Genomic DNA, 19,190 nt, shown 5'->3' on the forward strand with positions numbered 1-19,190 from the left:
GCGTTCAGCTATTTCACTAGGCGCGAAACAAAGCGAGATAACTGTCCACTGCCTTTAAACAGATAATTATCCCGCACTGCAGCAGTATCCACCTGCGGGTAAGCGCCGGGCTCTATATCACGCACAATGCTGATTCCCTCATGGGCACTCATCTTACCTCGCTCAACCAGCTTTTTCTCACGGTCCTCGGCGGCAGCCAAATCGAACAGGCGGGGCTTGCTCAATTGGCGTTTTTGCTCATCCAACACAATCATCACCTTGGGCCTGAGGCGCCGACCATAGGATTGCTCCACCACTACACCCACTTCACCGTTAGAAAGCTCAACCTGGGTACCTGTGGGATATAACCCTATCGCCTGGATAAACTCAACGACCAACTGCTCTTGGTAAGCGATACCACGCAAGTCATACAGGCCCGCGACTGCACTAGATGGGGCCACTGGTTCGCTGGCCCCGCGAGGGTTTGTGGCCTCATCGTAATATGTCACGATTCCACACATACGGGCCAACACCGGTATCTTGTCGCCGCGCAGGCCGTCCGGGTAGCCGCTGCCATCATGGCGTTCGCGGTGACAGCGCACAATATTTATTACCTGGGGGTCAATCTGTGCATCGGCGGCGAGCATACCTGTACTGTGTTGCACAAACTTTCGATATTCCAGCTCGCTGCGTGGATTGCGCTGCTTCATCTGCAACACTTCAGCGGAAATCGCCAATTTGCCCACATCCTTGAGCAGGGTAGCCACACCTAACAGTAACAGTTCACGCCTGGCCAGACCGATATGGCGGCCAAACAGTACTGCCCAGATACTGGCGCGTACCGAGTGACTATAAGTGTGCTCATCCCTATCGCGTACCCGCGCCAGCCAGGCGAATGCATCTGGGCTGCGCAATACACTCTCCACCAGGTCTTCCACCACCCGGTTAACCTGTTGTAACGGCAGTGGACGGTTACTGGCCACCAAGCCCACTACCTGCCCCATCCCATGTAAAATCTGCCCATGCAGCTTGCGCGCGTTGCCAGCCTCACGCCGGGCGGGTTGCGGTGGTGGATAGGCTTTGTGGGAAACTGCGACTGGGCGACAGGGAATGGAAACGCGGGAGGCACTGCGCCCCTGTGCGGTCGCACTGGCATTACTGCGGCCAACCAAGCGACGCAAGGTTGCACCTGCGCTGCCAACGGTTTTGTGAACATCTACATAGACAAAGCGGCAGTATTTCTGCAGCTGACGAACCTCCTCCAGATCGCGGATATAAAAACCCTGTAACGCAAAAGGTGTCCGGGTCCAGGGCCTGTCCAGCCTGGATACAAACATGCCGCGTTGAAGGTCACCAACAGAGATTTTTGCCTGTTCTATTGCCACTTGGAGAGGTGCCGACCGCTGAGATAATTGCCTGAAAGCTGCCCAAACCACAAGGTTGGGCAAAAAGCCGGGACCCTCTGGAGCAGGCGCACATTTATATCACGGAGAGATATTGACGAGCACCCGCCCAAAGTGAGACTGCATTCACAGACTCAGACACTAGTTACCACAATTAAACGTGATACTTCGCAGAAAGCTCCACTACAGCCTCAATCATGGCGCCGGCATGAGCGGGGTCGACCTTTGGCGTAATTCCATGGCCAAGGTTGAATACATGGCCGCAACCGTGACCAAATGCCTCCAGTATCGATGCCACTTCCTGGCGTATTCTCTCGGGGCTGGCATAGAGCACTGAAGGATCGAGGTTGCCCTGTAAGGCCACCCGCTCACCGACTCGGGCGCGGGCAATGCCGATATCTGTAGTCCAGTCCAGTCCCAGGGCGTCTGCGCCAGTTTCCGCCATCGCCTCCAACCACTGGCCACCGCCTTTGGTGAACAGGATCGCCGGCACCCGGCGACCGTCCACTTCTTTGATCAAGCCACCCAGGATGCGCGCCATATAATGCAGGGAGAACTCGCGATAGGCACTGTGACTAAGTGCTCCACCCCAGGTATCAAAAATCTGTACTGCCTGGGCGCCAGCACGAATCTGTGCATTCAGGTAATCAGTGACAGAGTCGGCCAGTACTGACAGCAACTGGTGCATCAGCTCGGGACGGTTATAAAGCATTTCCTTACAGCGGGCGAAATCCTTACTGGAGCCACCCTCGATCATATAAGTAGCCAGTGTCCAGGGGCTGCCGGAAAAACCAATCAACGGTACGCGCCCATTCAATTCGCGGCGAATGGTGGACACCGCATTCATTACATAATCCAGATCGCGTTCACTGTTGACCACTTCCAGGGCTTCAATGTCCGCAGCAGTACGCAGGGGCTTGTGGAATTTCGGCCCCTCGCCCTCGGAAAAATAAAGACCCAATCCCATGGCATCGGGGATGGTGAGAATATCAGAGAACAGGATCGCCGCATCCAGGGGATAGCGCTCCAGGGGCTGCAGGGTCACCTCACATGCCAGCTCGGTGTTGCGACACAGGTCCATAAAACTACCGGCCTCGGCTCGGCTGGCACGGTACTCTGGCAGATAGCGGCCCGCCTGGCGCATCATCCACACTGGCGTTCGATCCACGGGCTGGCGCAGTAGAGCGCGAAGGAAGCGGTCGTTTTTCAATTCGGACGGTTTGGTATCAGACATATGCACACCGAGCGGGCTAAAAAGGCGGCCATTGTACAGGGGGCGGGGCCACTATAAACAGGGTGGAAAAAATATAGCGGTGTTTGGCCTGCTAAACCCGACGGGATATTCAGGCTGGAAAAGACGCAGAGGGTCTTTGTCAAAAACACGCTCACACTGGTAGAGAACAGCAGCAAAGTAGAGAGCAGGGAGGAGTAGCCCCCTCCCATAACCGACAGGAGGAACTCAGATATCCAGGTAGTCGAGGATACCCTCACCGGCCTGACGCCCTTCCCAGATAGCGGTTACCACCAAATCCGAACCGCGCACCATATCGCCACCAGCGAAGATTTTCTGATTCGATGTCTGGAATTTGTACTTCTGTTTCTCTGGGGCGACAACGCCACCCCAATCGGCAACCTTAATATTGTGCTCGGAAAACCACTCAGCTGGGCTCGGGCGAAAGCCGAAAGCCACCAATACAATATCCGCGGGTATCACCTCTTCTGATTCGGGCACCACCCGTGGACGGCAACGGCCATTTTCATCTGGTTCGCCCAGTTCTGTGGTCACCACCTTAACCCCAGAGACCTTGCCATCACCGACAATCTCCACCGGTTGACGGTTGAACAGGAATTGAACCCCTTCTTCCTTGGCATTAGCCACTTCACGACGAGAACCGGGCATATTTTCCTCATCGCGGCGATAGGCACAGGTCACGCTCTTAGCACCGAGGCGAATCGAGCTGCGGTTACAGTCCATGGCAGTATCACCACCGCCAAGTACCACCACACGCTTGCCTTCCACCGATACAAATTCGGAAGGATCTTTCTCCCAGCCCATATTGCGGTTCACATTGGCCACCAGGAACGGCAGGGCATCATGAACTCCCGGCAGTTCCTCACCAGGGAAGCCTCCGCGCATATAGTTGTAGGTACCCATGCCCAAGAAAACCGCATCGTAATCGCTGAGCAACTGCTCGAAGCTTATGTCCTTGCCCACTTCGGTATTGAGGCAAAACTCCACCCCCATCTCGACAAACACTTCGCGACGCTTTTGCATCACTGACTTTTCCAGTTTGAACTCCGGGATACCAAAAGTAATCAAACCGCCGATCTCCGGGTGTTTGTCGAATACCACCGGCTGCACACCATTGCGCACCAGGATATCGGCACAACCCAGACCGGCGGGGCCGGCGCCCACAATCGCAACCTTTTTGCCGGTCTTTTCCACATTGCTCAAGTCCGGGCGCCAGCCCAGGGCAAAGGCAGTATCGGTAATATACTTTTCCGCATTGCCAATGGTCACAGCACCAAAACCATCGTTAAGGGTACAAGCTCCCTCACACAGACGATCCTGTGGGCATACGCGGCCACAGACCTCCGGCAAAGTATTGGTCTCGTGACAGAGTTCCGCCGCCTCAATCACATTCCCCTCACTAATCAATTGCAGCCAGTTGGGAATATAATTGTGTACCGGGCACTTCCACTCGCAGTAGGGATTACCACAGTCCAGGCAACGGTGCGCCTGACTGGCTACTTGGTTCTCGCTGAAGGGTTGGTATATCTCCACAAATTCATTGGTGCGGGTAATAATATCCTTCTTCGGCGGATCTATGCGGGACACGTCGATAAACTGGAAATCATTATTCAGTCTGTCTTTCATACTGTTTCTCCACCCCAGCCTTATTCGCCGCGCTTGCGCACGTCAGAAAGAAGATCCGCAAGACTTGCCGCCTTGGGTTTAACCAGCCAGAAACGGCTCAGGTAATCGTCGAAGTTATCCAGCAACTCCTCACCCCAGGCACTGCCGGTTTCGCTGGTATATTCCTCAATTACCTCGCGCAGGTGACTCTGGTGCGGCTCCAGAATCTCACTGCTGATCCGGCGTAGCTCAATTAGTTCATGGTTACAACGGTCGAAGAAATCCCGCTCCAGATCTAACACATAGGCAAATCCGCCGGTCATACCGGCACCAAAGTTAAAACCGGTGCGTCCCAATACTGCAACCATACCGCCAGTCATATATTCACAGCAGTGGTCACCGGCCCCTTCCACAACGGAAAAGGCGCCGGAGTTACGCACAGCAAAGCGCTCACCGGCACGGCCGGCGGCAAACAGCTTGCCCCCGGTGGCACCATAAAGGCAGGTATTGCCGACAATACTGGTGTCCTGGGAAGCGAAGGTACTGTTCTCCGGGGGACGGATCACCAGTTTGCCGCCGGCCATGCCTTTGCCGACATAGTCATTGGCATCCCCTTCCAGATACATTTCCAGTCCACCGGCATTCCATACACCAAACGACTGTCCAGCTACTCCTTTGAGACTCAATTTAATCGGTGCTTCCACCATGCCCTGATTACCGTGACGCTTGGCGATTTCACCGGACAGGCGTGCTCCCAGAGAGCGATCGCAATTAGTCACGTGATAGCTGAACTCACCTCCAGCGAGACCCTCAATGGAAGGCAGGATCTCTTCCACCATACGCTCGGCCAATTCGCCCTTGTCCCAGGGTTCATTTCTGGCAAGCTGACAGGTTTGCGGTTTGCTATCGAGCAGCTCATCGGTATGCAGCAGCGGCGACAGATCGAGCTTCTTCTGCTTATCGGTCTCGCCATCCAAAACACGTAGCAGGTCCACGCGGCCAATCAACTCTTCCAGGCTGCGCACCCCCAACCGCGCCATCCACTCGCGAGTCTCCTCGGCAACAAAACGGAAAAAGTTCATGGCCATCTCGGCGGTGCCGATGTAGTGCTCATCGCGCAGGTTTTTGCGCTGAGTGGCGATGCCGGTAGCGCAATTATTCAGGTGGCAGATACGCAGATATTTGCAACCAATGGCGACCATCGGCGCAGTGCCAAAACCAAAGCTCTCGGCGCCAAGAATGGCTGCTTTGATCACATCGAGGCCGCTCTTTAGGCCACCATCGGTTTGCACGCGCACTTTATCGCGCAAATCATTGACTCGCAGGGTCTGGTGGGTTTCCGCCAGACCCAGCTCCCAGGGAGACCCCGCGTAACGAATAGAGGTAATCGGACTGGCGGCGGTGCCACCATCGTAGCCGGAAATGGTAATCAGGTCCGCGTAAGCCTTGGCCACACCGGCAGCGATGGTGCCAACCCCTGGGCGCGATACCAACTTCACTGACACCAACGCATCGGGGTTAACCTGCTTCAGGTCGAAGATCAGCTGGGCCAGGTCCTCAATAGAGTAGATATCGTGGTGAGGTGGCGGTGAGATCAGGGTCACGCCAGGCACCGAGTAGCGCAGTCGTGCGATCAGGCCATTCACCTTGCCGCCGGGCAACTGACCACCTTCGCCGGGCTTGGCCCCCTGGGCCACCTTGATCTGTAATACTTCCGCATTCACCAGGTAGTGCGGTGTCACCCCGAAACGGCCGGAGGCAATCTGCTTGATCTTGGACACTTTGTCGGTACCAAAGCGCGCCGGGTCTTCACCGCCTTCGCCACTATTGGAGCGGCCACCCAGGCGATTCATTGCCTGCGCCAGAGATTCGTGAGCCTCAGGAGACAGCGCCCCCAGAGACATCGCCGCAGAGTCAAAGCGGCGCACAATTTGCGCAACAGGTTCCACTTCTTCCAATGGCACTGGCTCGAGATTCTCTTTGAATCCGAGCATATCCCGTAAAGTCGCTACCGGGCGTTGGTTTACCAACTCCGCATAATCACGCCAGGCAGAGTAATCCCCTGTACTGGCGGCACGGCGCAGCGCGGTCACAACATCCGGATTAAAGGTGTGATATTCCTGGCCATGTACATATTTGTGCAGCCCGCCGGGAGAGACCGGTTTGCGCGCCTTCCAGGCAATATTGGCGCGGGAGGCCATATCCGCCTGCAGCTCAACAAATCCGGCGCCTTCAATACGGGTAGGTGCGCCGGGGAAACACAGGTCCACAACATCCTTGGAGAGGCCCACCAATTCAAACAACATGGCACCGCGATAAGAAGCTACCGTGGAAATTCCCATCTTTGAAAGGATTTTCAGTAAGCCCTTGATAATGCCATTGCGATAATTTTTTTGTGCTTCTGCAGCATCCAGCAAAAGTTCACCGGTATCGATCAGGTGATTGATGATGCTGTAAGAAAAGTAGGGATGTACAGCCGTGGCACCGACACCAACCAGGCAAGCCAGCTGGTGCGCATCTCTGGCACTGGCGGTATCTACCACAACATTGGAATCACAGCGCAGGCCAGCATGCACCAGATGGTGGTGCACTGCGCCGGTGGCGAGCAACGCGTCAATAGGCAAGTGGCCTTCGCGAATATCGCGGTCTGAAAGAACTACGATTACTGTGCCAGCGCGCACTGAAGCCTCAACCCTCTCGCACAATCTTTCAACTGCAACTTTCAGGCCCTGCTCAGCAGGATCGTAATTCAGATCAAATATTTCCGCATCAAAGCCGGGGCGATCCAGCGATAGCAGTGCGGTGTATTTCATATGGGACAGAACCGGGGAAGACAAAATCACCCGGTCAGCGTGTTCTGGCGTCTCCTCAAATACAGATTTCTCACGCCCCAGACAGGTCTCCAGGGACATCACCACTGTCTCCCGCAACGGGTCTATGGGCGGGTTTGTGACCTGGGCAAATTGTTGGCGGAAGTAATCATAAAGGGAGCGATTGTAGCGCGACAAAACTGCCATCGGCGTGTCGTCACCCATGGAACCGACCGCTTCCTGGCCGGCTTCCGCCATGGGGCGCACTACCTTATCGCGCTCCTCCAGAGAGGAACTGAATAATTTTTGGTAGACCTTGAACTGCTGGTGGGAAAAATTGTTATCGACAGGGGCGGTAACCAGTTTCGAGCGAATACGTCGCGCTTTCTCCTTCAGCCAGCGCTTATAAGGCTGGGCCCGCTTGAGCATATTGTCGATGTCGGCGGTGTGGTACAGCTTACCTTCGAGGGTATCCACGGAAAGCATCTGGCCGGGCCCGAGGCGCCCCTTGGCTACCACGTCTTCAGGCGCGTAATCATAGACGCCGATCTCTGAGGCCACGGTAATAATATCGTCTTTAGTAATCACCCAGCGGGATGGGCGCAAACCGTTGCGATCGAGTGTACAGACCGCATAGCGGCCATCGGTCATCACCAGGCCCGCGGGTCCATCCCAGGGCTCCATATGCATGGAAATATACTCGTAAAAGGCGCGTAAATCTGCGTCCATACCCTCAACATTCTGCCATGCGGGCGGCACCAGCATACGCAGCGCACGGTGTAATTCCATCCCTCCAGCCAGCAGCATTTCCAGCATATTATCGAGGCTGGAAGAGTCGGAACCCTCGCGATTTACCAAGGGGGCCAGTTCATTCAGCTCCGGTATCAACTCTGTAACGAACTTGCTGGTGCGCGCTACTGACCAGTTACGGTTACCAGTGATGGTATTGATCTCACCATTGTGGGCCAACATCCTAAAGGGCTGCGCCAATGGCCAGCGTGGCATGGTGTTGGTGGAGAAGCGCTGGTGGAATACACAAATTGCGGTTTCCAGGCGCGGATCGGCTAACTCTGGAAAAAACTTTGGTAGGTCCGCCGGGATCGTCAAGCCTTTGTAGGAAAGGACACTGGTGGAGAGACTGGCGATATAGACATCGCCACTTAACCGTTGCTCAGCTCTGCGGCGTGCAACATATAAACGCGCATTGAAGCGGGCTTCTCCCAGCGGCTGCTTGGCATCATTGATCAGCAACTGTTCAAAGTGTGGCTGACAGTCGTGGGCAATAGGTCCGAGACATTCTGGATTGGTGGGCACAGTACGCCAGCCGACGATATGTAACCCCTGGGCCTCCAACTCACGTTCTATGGTTTGGCGTGCGCTTTGGGCCTCGCCTTCGCCGAGGGGCAACATTACCGAACCTACTGCATAGTTATCGGTCAGTTCGGCACCAAACAGGTCACGGGCTACGCTGCGCAGGAATGCATCGGGCTTCTGAAGCAGCAGGCCACAACCGTCGCCGGTCTTTCCGTCGGCGGCGATACCACCACGGTGGGTCATGCAGGTAAGGGATTCAATGGCTGTCTGCACCAACTTGTGGCTCGCCACTCCATGCAAATGAGCGATCAGACCAAAACCGCAGTTGTCTTTAAACTCATCCAACTGATACAGACTGCTACCCATAGAATTCCTCGTCACTATCGATTGGGGGACCACAGGCACTTCCAAAGTCATGCCTGCTATGGGCAAAAAATGCTCAAAGCTCGCGCTACACTCTCCTGCGGTCCCTAGCTAAAAGATCCCGAGATAAAAAAAGCCCTCTGGTGGGGCTTTTTTTATTGTTCTTGTTGGCGGTCGTCATACCCCGCCATTATTTTCGGGGGGCGCGCAATATTACTTGTCCAACACTGGATTTTCAATATTTTACAGTTTTTATATCTGCGAAAACTTAATTAGGCAGATATATTTCCTGTATAGGTGGTTTCCAGTGATCTAGTCCTCCGATACAGGAGTCTTGCGAGGTGATCATCACTTGGCACCACAGTTCTTTAGCGCTTCTATAACCATCTCCCTAGGTGTGTCATCGACTACTTTTGCATCACCTAATGCCTTTAACAACACTAGTCGCAGCTTTCCATCCACCACCTTTTTATCCACTTGCATGGCTTTCAGGAAATGATCAACCGTCATGTCCACTGGGGATTGCTGCGGTAGCTGAGCTTTATTCAGGAGGCTCCGCACCCGTTCTAGCAGCACTTCATCTACATCGCCTTGCAGACGTGAAAGCTCCAGTGCCATCACCATCCCCGCCGCAACCGCTTCGCCATGTAACCAGCGCCCATAGCCCTGTACGGCTTCAATGGCGTGACCAAACGTGTGGCCAAAATTCAATATGGCGCGTCGCCCAGCCTCCCGCTCATCGTTAGCCACCACTTTGGCCTTATCCCGGCAACAGCGATCAACAGCGTAGGCCAGCACCTGCGGATCGCGACTCAGCAGGGCGTCGATATTGTCCTCAATCCAGGAAAAAAATGGTTCATCGCAAATCAGCCCATATTTAATGACCTCAGCAATACCGGCAGAGAACTCCCTGTCCGGCAGAGTCCGCAAGGTGTCCATGTCCGCCAAAACCAAGCGCGGCTGATAAAAAGCCCCGATCATGTTTTTGCCGAGTGGGTGATTAACACCAGTCTTGCCCCCAACGGAGGAATCCACCTGTGCGAGGAGGGTTGTAGGCACTTGAATGAAATCTACACCACGCTGGTAACTGGCAGCTGCGAAGCCACACATATCCCCAACAACCCCGCCACCGAGCGCAATCAGGGTTGTCGTACGGTTATGGCGTTGCTCTAGCAGGGTGTCAAAGATACGGTTTAGGGTATCCAGGGTCTTAAAGGACTCTCCATCAGGCAATTCGACAACGTCGACCTTATCGAAGCTGGACAAGCCTTTCTTTAATTGCGCTAGATATAAGGGGGCAATGGTTTCATTAGTAACAATACAGACCTGCTGTCCTCGAATATAGGGCAGTAGATACTGTGGATCACCCAGAAGTTTTGAACCGACAGTAATGGGGTAGCTACGCTCCCCCAGCTCTACATTCAGGCAATGCATTGTGCTCTCCTTCCCGCTACCGCTGAGAATCAGCGAATTGAGTAAATGAGACGCACTTTAGCATAGTGTGCTAAGGGGTTATTGGGAGAGGGAGCCCTGTAAGCGTTCAACCACCAGAGCTGAAGCCTGCTTGGGCGTTAAGTGGTCTGTGTCACAAATAATATCAGCTACTTCACGATACAGGGATTCGCGCTGGTGCAATATTTCTTCGATACGCGCACGTGGATCAGGGACTCTTAAAAGCGGCCGGTTACTGTTTTTGGAAGTGCGTTCGAATAGTTGATCCACGCTGGCCTGCAGATAGACAACGTGACCATACTTCTGCAATTGTCTGCGGTTCTCTTCCAGCAGTACTATGCCTCCACCCGTGCCGATAACCTGGCACTCTCCATGGCACAACTCTTCAAGCACTTCGCTTTCACGACGACGAAATCCCGCCTCCCCTTCTACATCAAAAATCCAGGGAATATCGGCACCGGTCCGCTCTTCCAGTACCTTATCGGTATCGGCAAACGGCAGCTGTAATTGTGCAGCAAGCAATTTGCCGATAGTAGATTTGCCGGCCCCCATAGGGCCGACTAAAAATATGGAACGGTTAATCACTTAGAGTAAAAGTTCTCGTCTTCCATAATACGGGGGGTTATGAACATCAGTATTTCACGCTTATCATCTGTTCTGATAGTTTTCTTAAACAGATTACCTAGGAAAGGAACATCCCCCAAAAAGGGAACTTTGGTTTCACCTTCAATAACGTTGCTCTCAAAAACACCGCCTAAGACGATTGTTTCACCATTATTAACCAATACCTTGGTCGTTAGGGTATTAACATTAATGGTTGGGACCTCAGTAGTACCGCTTACACTAAACAAATCCCCTACACTATTCTGCTCAATACTCAGGGACATGATTATATTATTATCCGGTGTTATCTGAGGTGTAACCTTCAACTCTAAAACAGCTTCTCGGAATGTGACGGAAGCGGCTCCTGACGATGTAGCCTCCAGGTAGGGAACCTCTACACCGGATTGAATGGTAGCTTCTTGCTTATCACCAGTTACAACTTTAGGTTGGGAGATAATTTCAGCTATGCCCACCTCTTCCATAGCAGAGAGTTCTAATCCCAGGTAAAAGTCATTTTTTAAAATTGAGTAGGCGATATTACCTGCGGGATTACTTACGCCCAAATCAACCAACAAGGGCTCAAACTCCCCCTCCAAGGCACCAAATGTAGTTTCATCTTTTAAGTTTTGTTTCCCAGAGAAAAGACCCGACCCACCATCATGGGTTACAAAATCCCACTGAACCCCAAGCTCACGCTCAAAGTCACTATTTGCAGTAACAATACGAGCCTCAATCATTACCTGGCGAATAGGGATATCAATCGCTTCTATCAGCTCCCGGAACTGAGCGATTTTTTCCTCCGTATCAGTAAGGATGATAGTATTAGTTCGCTCATCAACGATCGCACTACCTCGACTAGACAAGATACTTGCCTCACTTGTATCCTCGCTGCCCCCTGCAAAACTCCCTTGTCCTTGGTCATCTCCATTTTGGCCAGAAAATAACTTGAATAACTCACCAGCATCAGCGTATCGAACACTAATGTATTCTGTCCTCAATGGCGCAAGTTCTCGTAATTGCCTGCGACTCTCTAATTCCTGGCGCTCTCTCTCCGCAATTTCTGCTGCCGGAGCAACCATAATGATGTTGCCCTCCTGACGCTTATCTAAGCCTTTTGCCTTTAGAATTAAAGCTAAGGCCTGATCCCAGGGAACTCCATCAAGACGTAGCGTAATACGGCCCTGAACTGTATCACTGGCAACCAAGTTCAGATCTGTAACGTCTGCGAAAATCTGAAGTGCTGAGCGTACTTCTATATCTTGGAAGTTCAGGGATATTTTCTGACCGGTAAACTGAAACTCCTTTTCTTTTTCACGAATTTCTTCGTTAGACAAAGGCTTAACACTTAGAACATATTCCGTATCCGCCTGATAAGCCAAGTAGTCATACTCAACATCTACGGGATCAACGGCAATAACCGTATTACGCCCATCAAAGTCTACGGTTATAGATTCGACTGGTGTAGCAAAGTCAGTAACATCTAAGCGCTGACGTAATGATTCAGGCAATGTTGCCCCTAAAAAAGTCAGATAAATTTTCCCCTTGGTACGCTCCACATCAATATTCACTGCCGGATTCGATAGGCTAATTATGACTTTACCCTCTCCTCCTTTGCCTCGACGGAAGTCTACATTACTTATGCCGACATCCTCAGACGCACGAAACTTCTTACTACCACCCAGGTCAAGACCAACTTCGCGGGAGGAAGAATCTGACTGAATATCCACAGTAGAAGTTGCTGCCGTACCAGCTCCAATTTCCATCACCAACTGATTCCCCTGGCGCTCACTGGTATAAACAGGAAGCTCATCCAGATTTACAATTAAGCGGGTACGGTCTTCACTAGAAACGATCACAGCACTTCGAGCAGCACCAATTCCGAGAGAATACTTCTTTTCAGGTAATACACTTTCAACACCTACAAAATCCATTACGATACGAGCGGGCTGTTCAATGGTATAGCCAGTGGGCTCTGGAGGAATATCACTAAAAGTTAAGCGTAACTGCACCTTGCTTCCCGGCAATTCAGAAAACTGGATATCATTAAGCTGGTTAGCCTGAGCCTTCGATGCAGCAGCAAATATGAATACGGCAAGCAGTAATAACTGGAAAGGGACCAAAAACTTGGCAAAATGCTTATTAATCATTATCCGTTGTCCTTCTCTTCCAACGCGAGTGCCCTCGGCCTCTCAATCCAGCCTCCGGTACCATCTGGTATAATTTCTAATACGTCGAGCTGTGAAGCTGTCGCATTCACTACCCGCCCATGATTTTTGCCCAAGTAATTACCGACGGTGATTCTATGGATACCGCTATCTCCGTCTTCGACCAGTGCCCATAACTGGCCATTAATAGATAGTGTACCCACCATAGATAAGGCATCAAAATTTACGCTCTCTAGAAGCTCCTTTTGCCTGGCTAAATCTGGAGCGACTTCCAGCCTACGACCAACTAATCGCTGCTCCGACTCTAATATTGGACGAGTGAAAGGGCTGCGTTGTGCTGCTGAGCTATAGACATATGGACTATATGGGGTAAAGGTGGGGATAGGCTCGACCTGCCCCTTAGGCCTTCGCTCGATTTCAGCCATTCTCTCATGAAGGTCACTATGATCTGCATCCAAGCTACAGCCTGTAAGAGCAAGAAGGGTAGCCCCAATGACTACATTTCTGATCATCCTTCTTCCTCCTGATCCTTGTAGCGATATGTTTTCGCATTGATCACCATTTCAAGCAGGCCGCCGCCATCTTTGTTGGTTGAAATAGTGAAATCATGGAGAGTCACAATCCTGGGCATGCCAGCAATTCCGCTCACAAAAGAGCCAAATTCATGATACCCACCTTGAACTTCAATACGAATAGGCAGCTCTACGTAAAACTCACCAATTAATTCATCCTCTAAGGCTACCTTCTCAATAGTAAGCCCGCTCCCACGGCCATACTCATCAATATCCTCAAGCAGACCTGGTACCTCAGTATCTTTCGGTAATTGCTTCAATAAAGCGCCAAAAGTTTCCTTCATCTCCACTAGTTGGTCACGGTAAACATCGAGGTTCGCAGCTTCAAACTGCTTAATTTCAAACTGGCCAAAAAGTTCTCTTTCTTTATTGGCAGCTCTCTCCAAGTTGGTATAAAGATTACCAATCCATAAGTAGTACCCGACCGCAACCAAGATAGATGAAATAATCAGTAAAAGAGCAATACGGCCTGCCAAGGGCCACACCCCAACTCTAGAAAAATCGATATCATTGATATCGAGATCTTGAAGTTGCTTAAGAGTATCTGCGAGAGCCATTGTTAAATTCCTTTAGTCGCCAGTACCTACTTGCTCACTTTCACCGCTATCATTCTCTCCGCGGCCGCTCAACTTAATAGCAAGCTGAAATGCACTGGCCTGCTCACCATACTCCGGACTTGCAGTGACATCAGTCAATGCAGGCGACTCATACCAATCAGACTGGTCCAGGTTACGCATAAAAGATGATACCCGGTTGTTAGACTCCGCAATCCCAGACAGGTCCAAATTTCCACCTTCGCGTTTAATCTCTAGCAACCAAAGCCCTTCGGGTGTTGCCTGTACCAATTCATCAAAATAACGTACAGCCAGAGGCCTGTTACCCTGTAACTCCTGGATAACTCGCATACGGTCAATCAGTTCTTGCCTTTTTTTCTTGAGTTCCTTTATTTCAGCTACTTGCTTATCAAGGGCATTAATTTTGATCTGAAGCACTCGGTTACGCTCTTCCTGATCGGATACCTGTTTATCCACAGCTTTCATCCACAAGAAAACAGATAATCCAGCAGCCAAGACCACAAGAAAGGCTACTTGCTGAAAGTCCTTTTGCTTCTTAGCTCGGTATTCCTGACGCCAGGGAAGTAAGTTAATCTTGGCCATATCAGTACTCCTTCTCCCGCATCGCTAACCCTGCGGCAATCATCAACGCAGGTGCCTCATTGGCCAGAGATTGGCGATTAATTCGCGAGGAGAGGCTCATCCCATGGAAAGGATCAGCGACTAGAGTGGGTTTACCCAATTTCTCACCAACTAACTCGGATAACCCCTCCATTGCTGCAACGCCACCGCTGAGTAGGATGTAATCCACATCGCTGTAGGAAGTGGAAGAGTAAAAGAACTGTAATGAGCGGGTAACCTGCTGGATTACCGCATCCCGAAAGGGCTCCAGTACCTCTGCATAGTAATCATCCGGTAATCCACTACCGCCCTGGTGCTTGGCCAGAGAGGCTTCCTCCGCGGAAAGACCATAGCGGCGCTGGATTTCGTCGGTAAGCTGGCGACCACCAAAAAGCTGTTCTCGTGTGTAAACAGTTTTGCCATCAATAAGAACTGACAAGGCGCTCATGGTGGCGCCAATATCAACTACTGCAACAACCATTTGCTCCTGAGGTGGGAATTGATCCTCCAGCAGGGTGTATGTCCGCTCTATGGCATAAGCTTCCACATCGACTACACCAGCCTCCAGATCGGCCTCGCTGAGAGCGGAAATCCGCTGCTCAATATTCTCGCTGCGACATGCCGCGAGCAGAACTTCCACCTGCTCCTCGCCCTTTTCAGATGCCCCCTGCACTTCGAAGTCCAGGCTCACCTCCTCAAGCGGGTAGGGAATGTACTGGTCTGCCTCAAGAGCTATACGCGCCTCCAGATCCTCATCGGAAAGATCCGCAGGCATTTCCAGGGTCTTGGTGATCACAGCCGAGCCAGAAACGGCTACCGCAGCGCGGCGCAAACGGGTTTTAGATCGGCGTACCACCTTACGAATAGCCTCAGCTGTGGCACCGACATCATTGATGTTCTTGTCCACCACCGCATTGGGTGGCAGGGGTTCCACGGCATAACTTTCGACACGATATTTATTGCCATTGCGACTTAGCTCCAGCAACTTCACTGCGGTCGAGCTAATATCGAGTCCCAGCATGGCCTTAGGGCCTTTGTCCAAAAAAGGGAAAATTCCCATTTTTCTTATCTTTTCCGTGGGTTATGAAAGTTTGATGTTATAGCACTTTAAATTACCGCTTCAACCAGCATTTGCATAGGTAATAGCGCACAATATTCGTATAATTATTCACCGACTCATAAAGATGAAGTACACAGAAGCAGTTTCATGACCGTAAAAGCCCGAAATCGTCTACTAGCACTGCTCTGGCTCTGCCTGGCCGGAACAGCCGGCGCAGCCATGACTTTCGCCAGTATTTATCTCTATCTGAAGCCCGGGCTGCCCTCCGTTGAGAGCCTACGGGACATACGTCTGCAGACCCCCCTGCGTGTTTACTCACAGGACATGAAGCTGATTGGCGAGTTCGGGGAGAAACGGCGCAACCCTATCACCATTGAACAGACCCCGGAACCGTTTATCAAAGCAGTATTGGCCGCCGAAGACGCAAGCTTTTATTCCCACAATGGCGTCTCTATCAAGGGGTTAATGCGCGCGGCCTCGCAACTGATACGAACCGGCTCCATCCAATCGGGCGGCAGCACTCTGACCATGCAGGTGGCGCGTAATTTTTTCTTGAGCAGAGAGCAACGATTTGTACGCAAGTTCAATGAAATCCTGTTGTCCTTACAGATTGAGCGCGAACTCAGTAAAGACGAAATTCTCGCCCTTTATATCAACAAGATCTTCTTAGGTAACCGCGCCTATGGCTTCCAGGCCGCAGCCCATGTGTACTATGGCCGTGATATCAAGGAGCTGAACCTGGCACAGTGGGCCATGATGGCTGGCTTGCCCAAGGCTCCCTCCACCTTCAATCCCATTGCCAACCCAACCAGGGCTCTAGTACGCCGCAACTGGATACTGAAGCGGATGCTCGACCTGGACTATATCGACCAAGACGAATATAAACATTCCATCACCGCTCCGGTAACGTCCAGCTATCACAGCCGCGACCTGGATTTGGACGCCCCCTACATTGCCGAGATGGCCCGTAAAGAAGCGGTAGAGCTGTTTGGTGACAACGCCTATACCGATGGCTACCAGGTCATTACCACCGTTGACAGTCGCCTGCAGGACCAAGCACGTAAGGCCTTACAACATGGTCTGGAAACCTACGACGCCCGCCACGGCTACCGCGGCCCAGAGCAGCGCCTACCTCCAGAGCTGCTACACGACAGCGACCAACTTATCGACTTACTCAATGAGATACCGGTATTGGGCGGTCTGGAGCCGGGAGTAGTAACGGCGGTAGAGCCGAAGCTGTTGCAAGTTCAATTGCGCAACCGCCGAGTAGTTGAAGTCCCCTGGGAAAACGGTCTTAAATCCATACGCCCATATATCTCTGAAAGTGCCCGTGGGCCATTGTTAAAAGCCGCAGACAAAATGTTCGCCCCTGGCGATGTTGTGCGGCTGCGTCGTGTGGAGGTTGGAAATACGGAGGACAGCGAGAATAGTAACCAGGTACTGAGCGCTGCTGAGGAAGTAGCTCAGCCAGACCCCTTTGCGGAACCTGAAGAGGAAAACCTGAATCCCCAGGAGCCTCAAGTTACTGAAGAGTGGGAGCTGGCCCAGGTGCCAGCGGCTCAAGGAGCACTGGTTTCCATTGCACCTGAAGACGGCGCCATACGTGCTCTGGTCGGCGGCTATGACTTCCGCCAGAGTCACTTTAACCGCGTGACACAAGCGGCTCGCCAGCCAGGCTCGAGCTTCAAGCCCTTCATCTACGCATCGGCTATTGAACGCGGCTACACCGCGGCCAGCATGATCAATGACGCGCCAATCATTTTTGAAGAAACCAACCTTCAGGATGTTTGGCGTCCCGAAAACGATGGCGGCACCTTCCTCGGCCCCACCCGTTTGCGTATGGCCCTGTACAAATCACGCAACATGGTTTCTATTCGTTTGCTACAGGCGCTGGGGTTGGACTATGCCCTCGGCTTCGTCGAAGGCTTCGGCTTTGATCGCAGTAAGCTGGCACGCAATTTGACTATAGCCTTGGGCAGCTCGGCCCTGACCCCGTTGGAGATGGTACGCGGCTACGCCGCCTTCGCTAATGGCGGTTACCGGGTTGAACCCTACTTGGTCGATCGGGTACTCGATGTTAACGGCGAGGTGCTCTACCAAGCCCTGCCGCTTACTGTGTGTAACGATTGTCCTGAACCCGGTAGCGAGCCTCAGAATTTTAACCGGGAGCCCGTAGACCTTGCTGCACTGCAGCAGGACGAAGAAGGGCCGGATCAAGGGGAGGAGCCCGCCGAACTGCACGTACTGCCTGTTGGTCCTATTGACCCGTCAAAAACCCAGGCTCGCCCCCTTGCGCCCCGCGCCATGTCATCTGAGACAGCTTACATCATGGACTCCATCCTTAAGGATGTAATCAAGAAAGGCACCGGACGTCGCGCCCGCGCCATGAAACGCGGCGATATCGCTGGTAAAACCGGTACCACCAATGGTCCACGCGATGCCTGGTTCTCTGGCTATAGCCCCCATTTGGCCACCAGTGCCTGGGTCGGTTTCGATTCCTACGGCGAACTGGGCAAGAATGAATACGGCGGTTCTGCGGCATTGCCAATCTGGATTGAGTTTATGACTGCGGCCCTAGAGGGATTACCGGAACGCCACCTGCCCCAGCCAGACGACATAGTAACCGTGCGTATCAACCCCAAGAATGGACTGCGCACCTCTTATGGCGGAATGTTTGAGATTTTCCGTACTAACCGAGTACCCAGCCGTGAGGTCTATAACCCCTACCGCAACAGATATACCGACGATGATATGGATATGCCAGGGCAGGAACAGCCAAGCGAATCCCTACCGGAGGAACTGTTTTAGTAACGACCACTCCAGCAACGTCCAGGAGTAATTTAATACTTCAAAAAAAGGGGCCACTTGGCCCCTTTTCCTTTTTGTCTTAGCTCCATGCTAAAAATCGCGGCCTTTACTCTTGAGCGAGCCTCAATCGAACTCTCGGTACTTGAGGCAAGCCCGCTCTAATCCCTGCAGATCGGGAATAACAGCTTCCTCACCAGACAGTGCAACGTGCATCAACTCACCAGGATTCAGCGTCTGCTCACGCAGTGCCAGCTCCTCTGGGGTCACCCGTACCAGGCGCGGTGTACCTTGGAGGATAAGGGCAAAATACGGCAGATCGCCATCGGGGTTACCAGAACTGAGTACTGCGATACGTCCATTCTCAGAAGTTCCCCCAAGAGCCTCACCGCGCATCACATCAAAAGACAACAGTGGCAACCTCAGTTCACGCCAAATCAGGTCTCCGAGGTACCACTCAGGGGCATCGTAAACAGCCACTGGTGTCTGCATTGCGATGACCTCAGAGAGGCTGTCCACCGGCACCAGCATCTGCCCCTGCTGCAGAGGCAGCAGCAGACTGCTCACCTCTTGAGGAACATCTACCGACAGCGCTTCAACTTCACTCATTGCCTATCTCTTATCTGTAGTCT

At 52.4% G+C, this 19,190-nt stretch carries 13 protein-coding genes; 1 reads left to right on the top strand and 12 read right to left on the bottom strand.

Annotated features, from left to right (window positions below; all coding sequences use genetic code 11):
* Positions 1-8: 8 nt before the first annotated feature.
* The 11 genes from GL2_RS05455 to GL2_RS05505 all read right to left on the bottom strand — a co-directional run bounded on the left by GL2_RS05455 (position 9) and on the right by GL2_RS05505 (position 15,753).
* A complete protein-coding gene (locus tag GL2_RS05455; protein ID WP_143729647.1) occupies positions 9-1,364 on the bottom strand; it encodes an HD-GYP domain-containing protein in 1,356 nt (451 codons plus the stop codon).
* Positions 1,365-1,536: 172 nt separating this feature from the next.
* The gene (hemE, locus tag GL2_RS05460; RefSeq protein WP_143729648.1) at positions 1,537-2,616 is read right to left on the bottom strand and encodes a uroporphyrinogen decarboxylase; all 1,080 of its coding nucleotides are present in this window, start codon (positions 2,614-2,616) and stop codon (positions 1,537-1,539) included.
* A 225-nt stretch (positions 2,617-2,841) separates the two neighbouring features.
* Positions 2,842-4,260, bottom strand: a complete 1,419-nt coding sequence (locus GL2_RS05465) for an FAD-dependent oxidoreductase (protein ID WP_143729649.1) — start codon at positions 4,258-4,260, stop codon at positions 2,842-2,844.
* A gap of 20 nt (positions 4,261-4,280) precedes the next feature.
* Entirely contained in the window at positions 4,281-8,729 is a 4,449-nt protein-coding gene (gene gltB, locus GL2_RS05470; RefSeq protein WP_143729650.1) for a glutamate synthase large subunit, read from the bottom strand.
* A gap of 345 nt (positions 8,730-9,074) precedes the next feature.
* A complete protein-coding gene (aroB, locus tag GL2_RS05475; protein WP_143729651.1) occupies positions 9,075-10,160 on the bottom strand; it encodes a 3-dehydroquinate synthase in 1,086 nt (361 codons plus the stop codon).
* 78 nt (positions 10,161-10,238) lie between these two features.
* Positions 10,239-10,730, bottom strand: coding sequence for a shikimate kinase (locus GL2_RS05480; RefSeq protein WP_232053773.1), 492 nt, complete (start codon positions 10,728-10,730; stop codon positions 10,239-10,241).
* Positions 10,731-10,759: 29 nt separating this feature from the next.
* Positions 10,760-12,928: a type IV pilus secretin PilQ gene (gene pilQ, locus GL2_RS05485; RefSeq protein ID WP_143729652.1), complete on the bottom strand. Its 2,169-nt coding sequence runs from the start codon at positions 12,926-12,928 to the stop codon at positions 10,760-10,762.
* Positions 12,928-13,458 (bottom strand): pilus assembly protein PilP, encoded by a 531-nt coding sequence (locus tag GL2_RS05490; protein ID WP_143729653.1) that lies wholly within the window; start codon positions 13,456-13,458, stop codon positions 12,928-12,930. Before GL2_RS05490 ends, pilQ begins: the two co-directional genes overlap by 1 nt.
* Positions 13,455-14,075: a type 4a pilus biogenesis protein PilO gene (locus GL2_RS05495; protein ID WP_143729654.1), complete on the bottom strand. Its 621-nt coding sequence runs from the start codon at positions 14,073-14,075 to the stop codon at positions 13,455-13,457. The genes GL2_RS05490 and GL2_RS05495 overlap by 4 nt, the downstream gene beginning before the upstream one ends.
* Positions 14,076-14,087: 12 nt before the next feature.
* Positions 14,088-14,675, bottom strand: a complete 588-nt coding sequence (locus tag GL2_RS05500) for a PilN domain-containing protein (RefSeq protein ID WP_143729655.1) — start codon at positions 14,673-14,675, stop codon at positions 14,088-14,090.
* A gap of 1 nt (position 14,676) precedes the next feature.
* Positions 14,677-15,753, bottom strand: coding sequence for a pilus assembly protein PilM (locus GL2_RS05505; protein ID WP_143729656.1), 1,077 nt, complete (start codon positions 15,751-15,753; stop codon positions 14,677-14,679).
* A gap of 147 nt (positions 15,754-15,900) precedes the next feature.
* Between GL2_RS05505 and GL2_RS05510 the strand changes: the two genes are divergently transcribed.
* Positions 15,901-18,561 carry a penicillin-binding protein 1A gene (locus GL2_RS05510; RefSeq protein ID WP_143729657.1) on the top strand — a complete coding sequence of 887 codons (2,661 nt, stop codon included), beginning with the start codon at positions 15,901-15,903 and terminating at the stop codon, positions 18,559-18,561.
* Between the two features lie 123 nt (positions 18,562-18,684).
* Here GL2_RS05510 and GL2_RS05515 read toward each other — a convergent pair whose 3' ends face one another.
* Entirely contained in the window at positions 18,685-19,167 is a 483-nt protein-coding gene (locus tag GL2_RS05515; RefSeq protein WP_143729658.1) for a chemotaxis protein CheW, read from the bottom strand.
* Positions 19,168-19,190: the final 23 nt, after the last annotated feature.

This window comes from Microbulbifer sp. GL-2, assembly GCF_007183175.1.
Lineage (GTDB): Bacteria > Pseudomonadota > Gammaproteobacteria > Pseudomonadales > Cellvibrionaceae > Microbulbifer.

Bases quoted from the DNA above. Each gene is read 5' to 3' on its own strand.
- GL2_RS05465 (WP_143729649.1), bottom strand. From the start codon at position 4,260: ATGAAAGACAGACTGAATAATGATTTCCAGTTTATCGACGTGTCCCGC.
- pilQ (WP_143729652.1), bottom strand. From the start codon at position 12,928: ATGATTAATAAGCATTTTGCCAAGTTTTTGGTCCCTTTCCAGTTATTA.
- GL2_RS05515 (WP_143729658.1), bottom strand. From the start codon at position 19,167: ATGAGTGAAGTTGAAGCGCTGTCGGTAGATGTTCCTCAAGAGGTGAGC.
- GL2_RS05490 (WP_143729653.1), bottom strand. From the start codon at position 13,458: ATGATCAGAAATGTAGTCATTGGGGCTACCCTTCTTGCTCTTACAGGC.
- aroB (WP_143729651.1), bottom strand. From the start codon at position 10,160: ATGCATTGCCTGAATGTAGAGCTGGGGGAGCGTAGCTACCCCATTACT.
- gltB (WP_143729650.1), bottom strand. From the start codon at position 8,729: ATGGGTAGCAGTCTGTATCAGTTGGATGAGTTTAAAGACAACTGCGGT.
- GL2_RS05505 (WP_143729656.1), bottom strand. From the start codon at position 15,753: ATGGGAATTTTCCCTTTTTTGGACAAAGGCCCTAAGGCCATGCTGGGA.
- hemE (WP_143729648.1), bottom strand. From the start codon at position 2,616: ATGTCTGATACCAAACCGTCCGAATTGAAAAACGACCGCTTCCTTCGC.
- GL2_RS05495 (WP_143729654.1), bottom strand. From the start codon at position 14,075: ATGGCTCTCGCAGATACTCTTAAGCAACTTCAAGATCTCGATATCAAT.
- GL2_RS05480 (WP_232053773.1), bottom strand. From the start codon at position 10,730: ATGGGGGCCGGCAAATCTACTATCGGCAAATTGCTTGCTGCACAATTA.
- GL2_RS05510 (WP_143729657.1), top strand. From the start codon at position 15,901: ATGACCGTAAAAGCCCGAAATCGTCTACTAGCACTGCTCTGGCTCTGC.
- GL2_RS05500 (WP_143729655.1), bottom strand. From the start codon at position 14,675: ATGGCCAAGATTAACTTACTTCCCTGGCGTCAGGAATACCGAGCTAAG.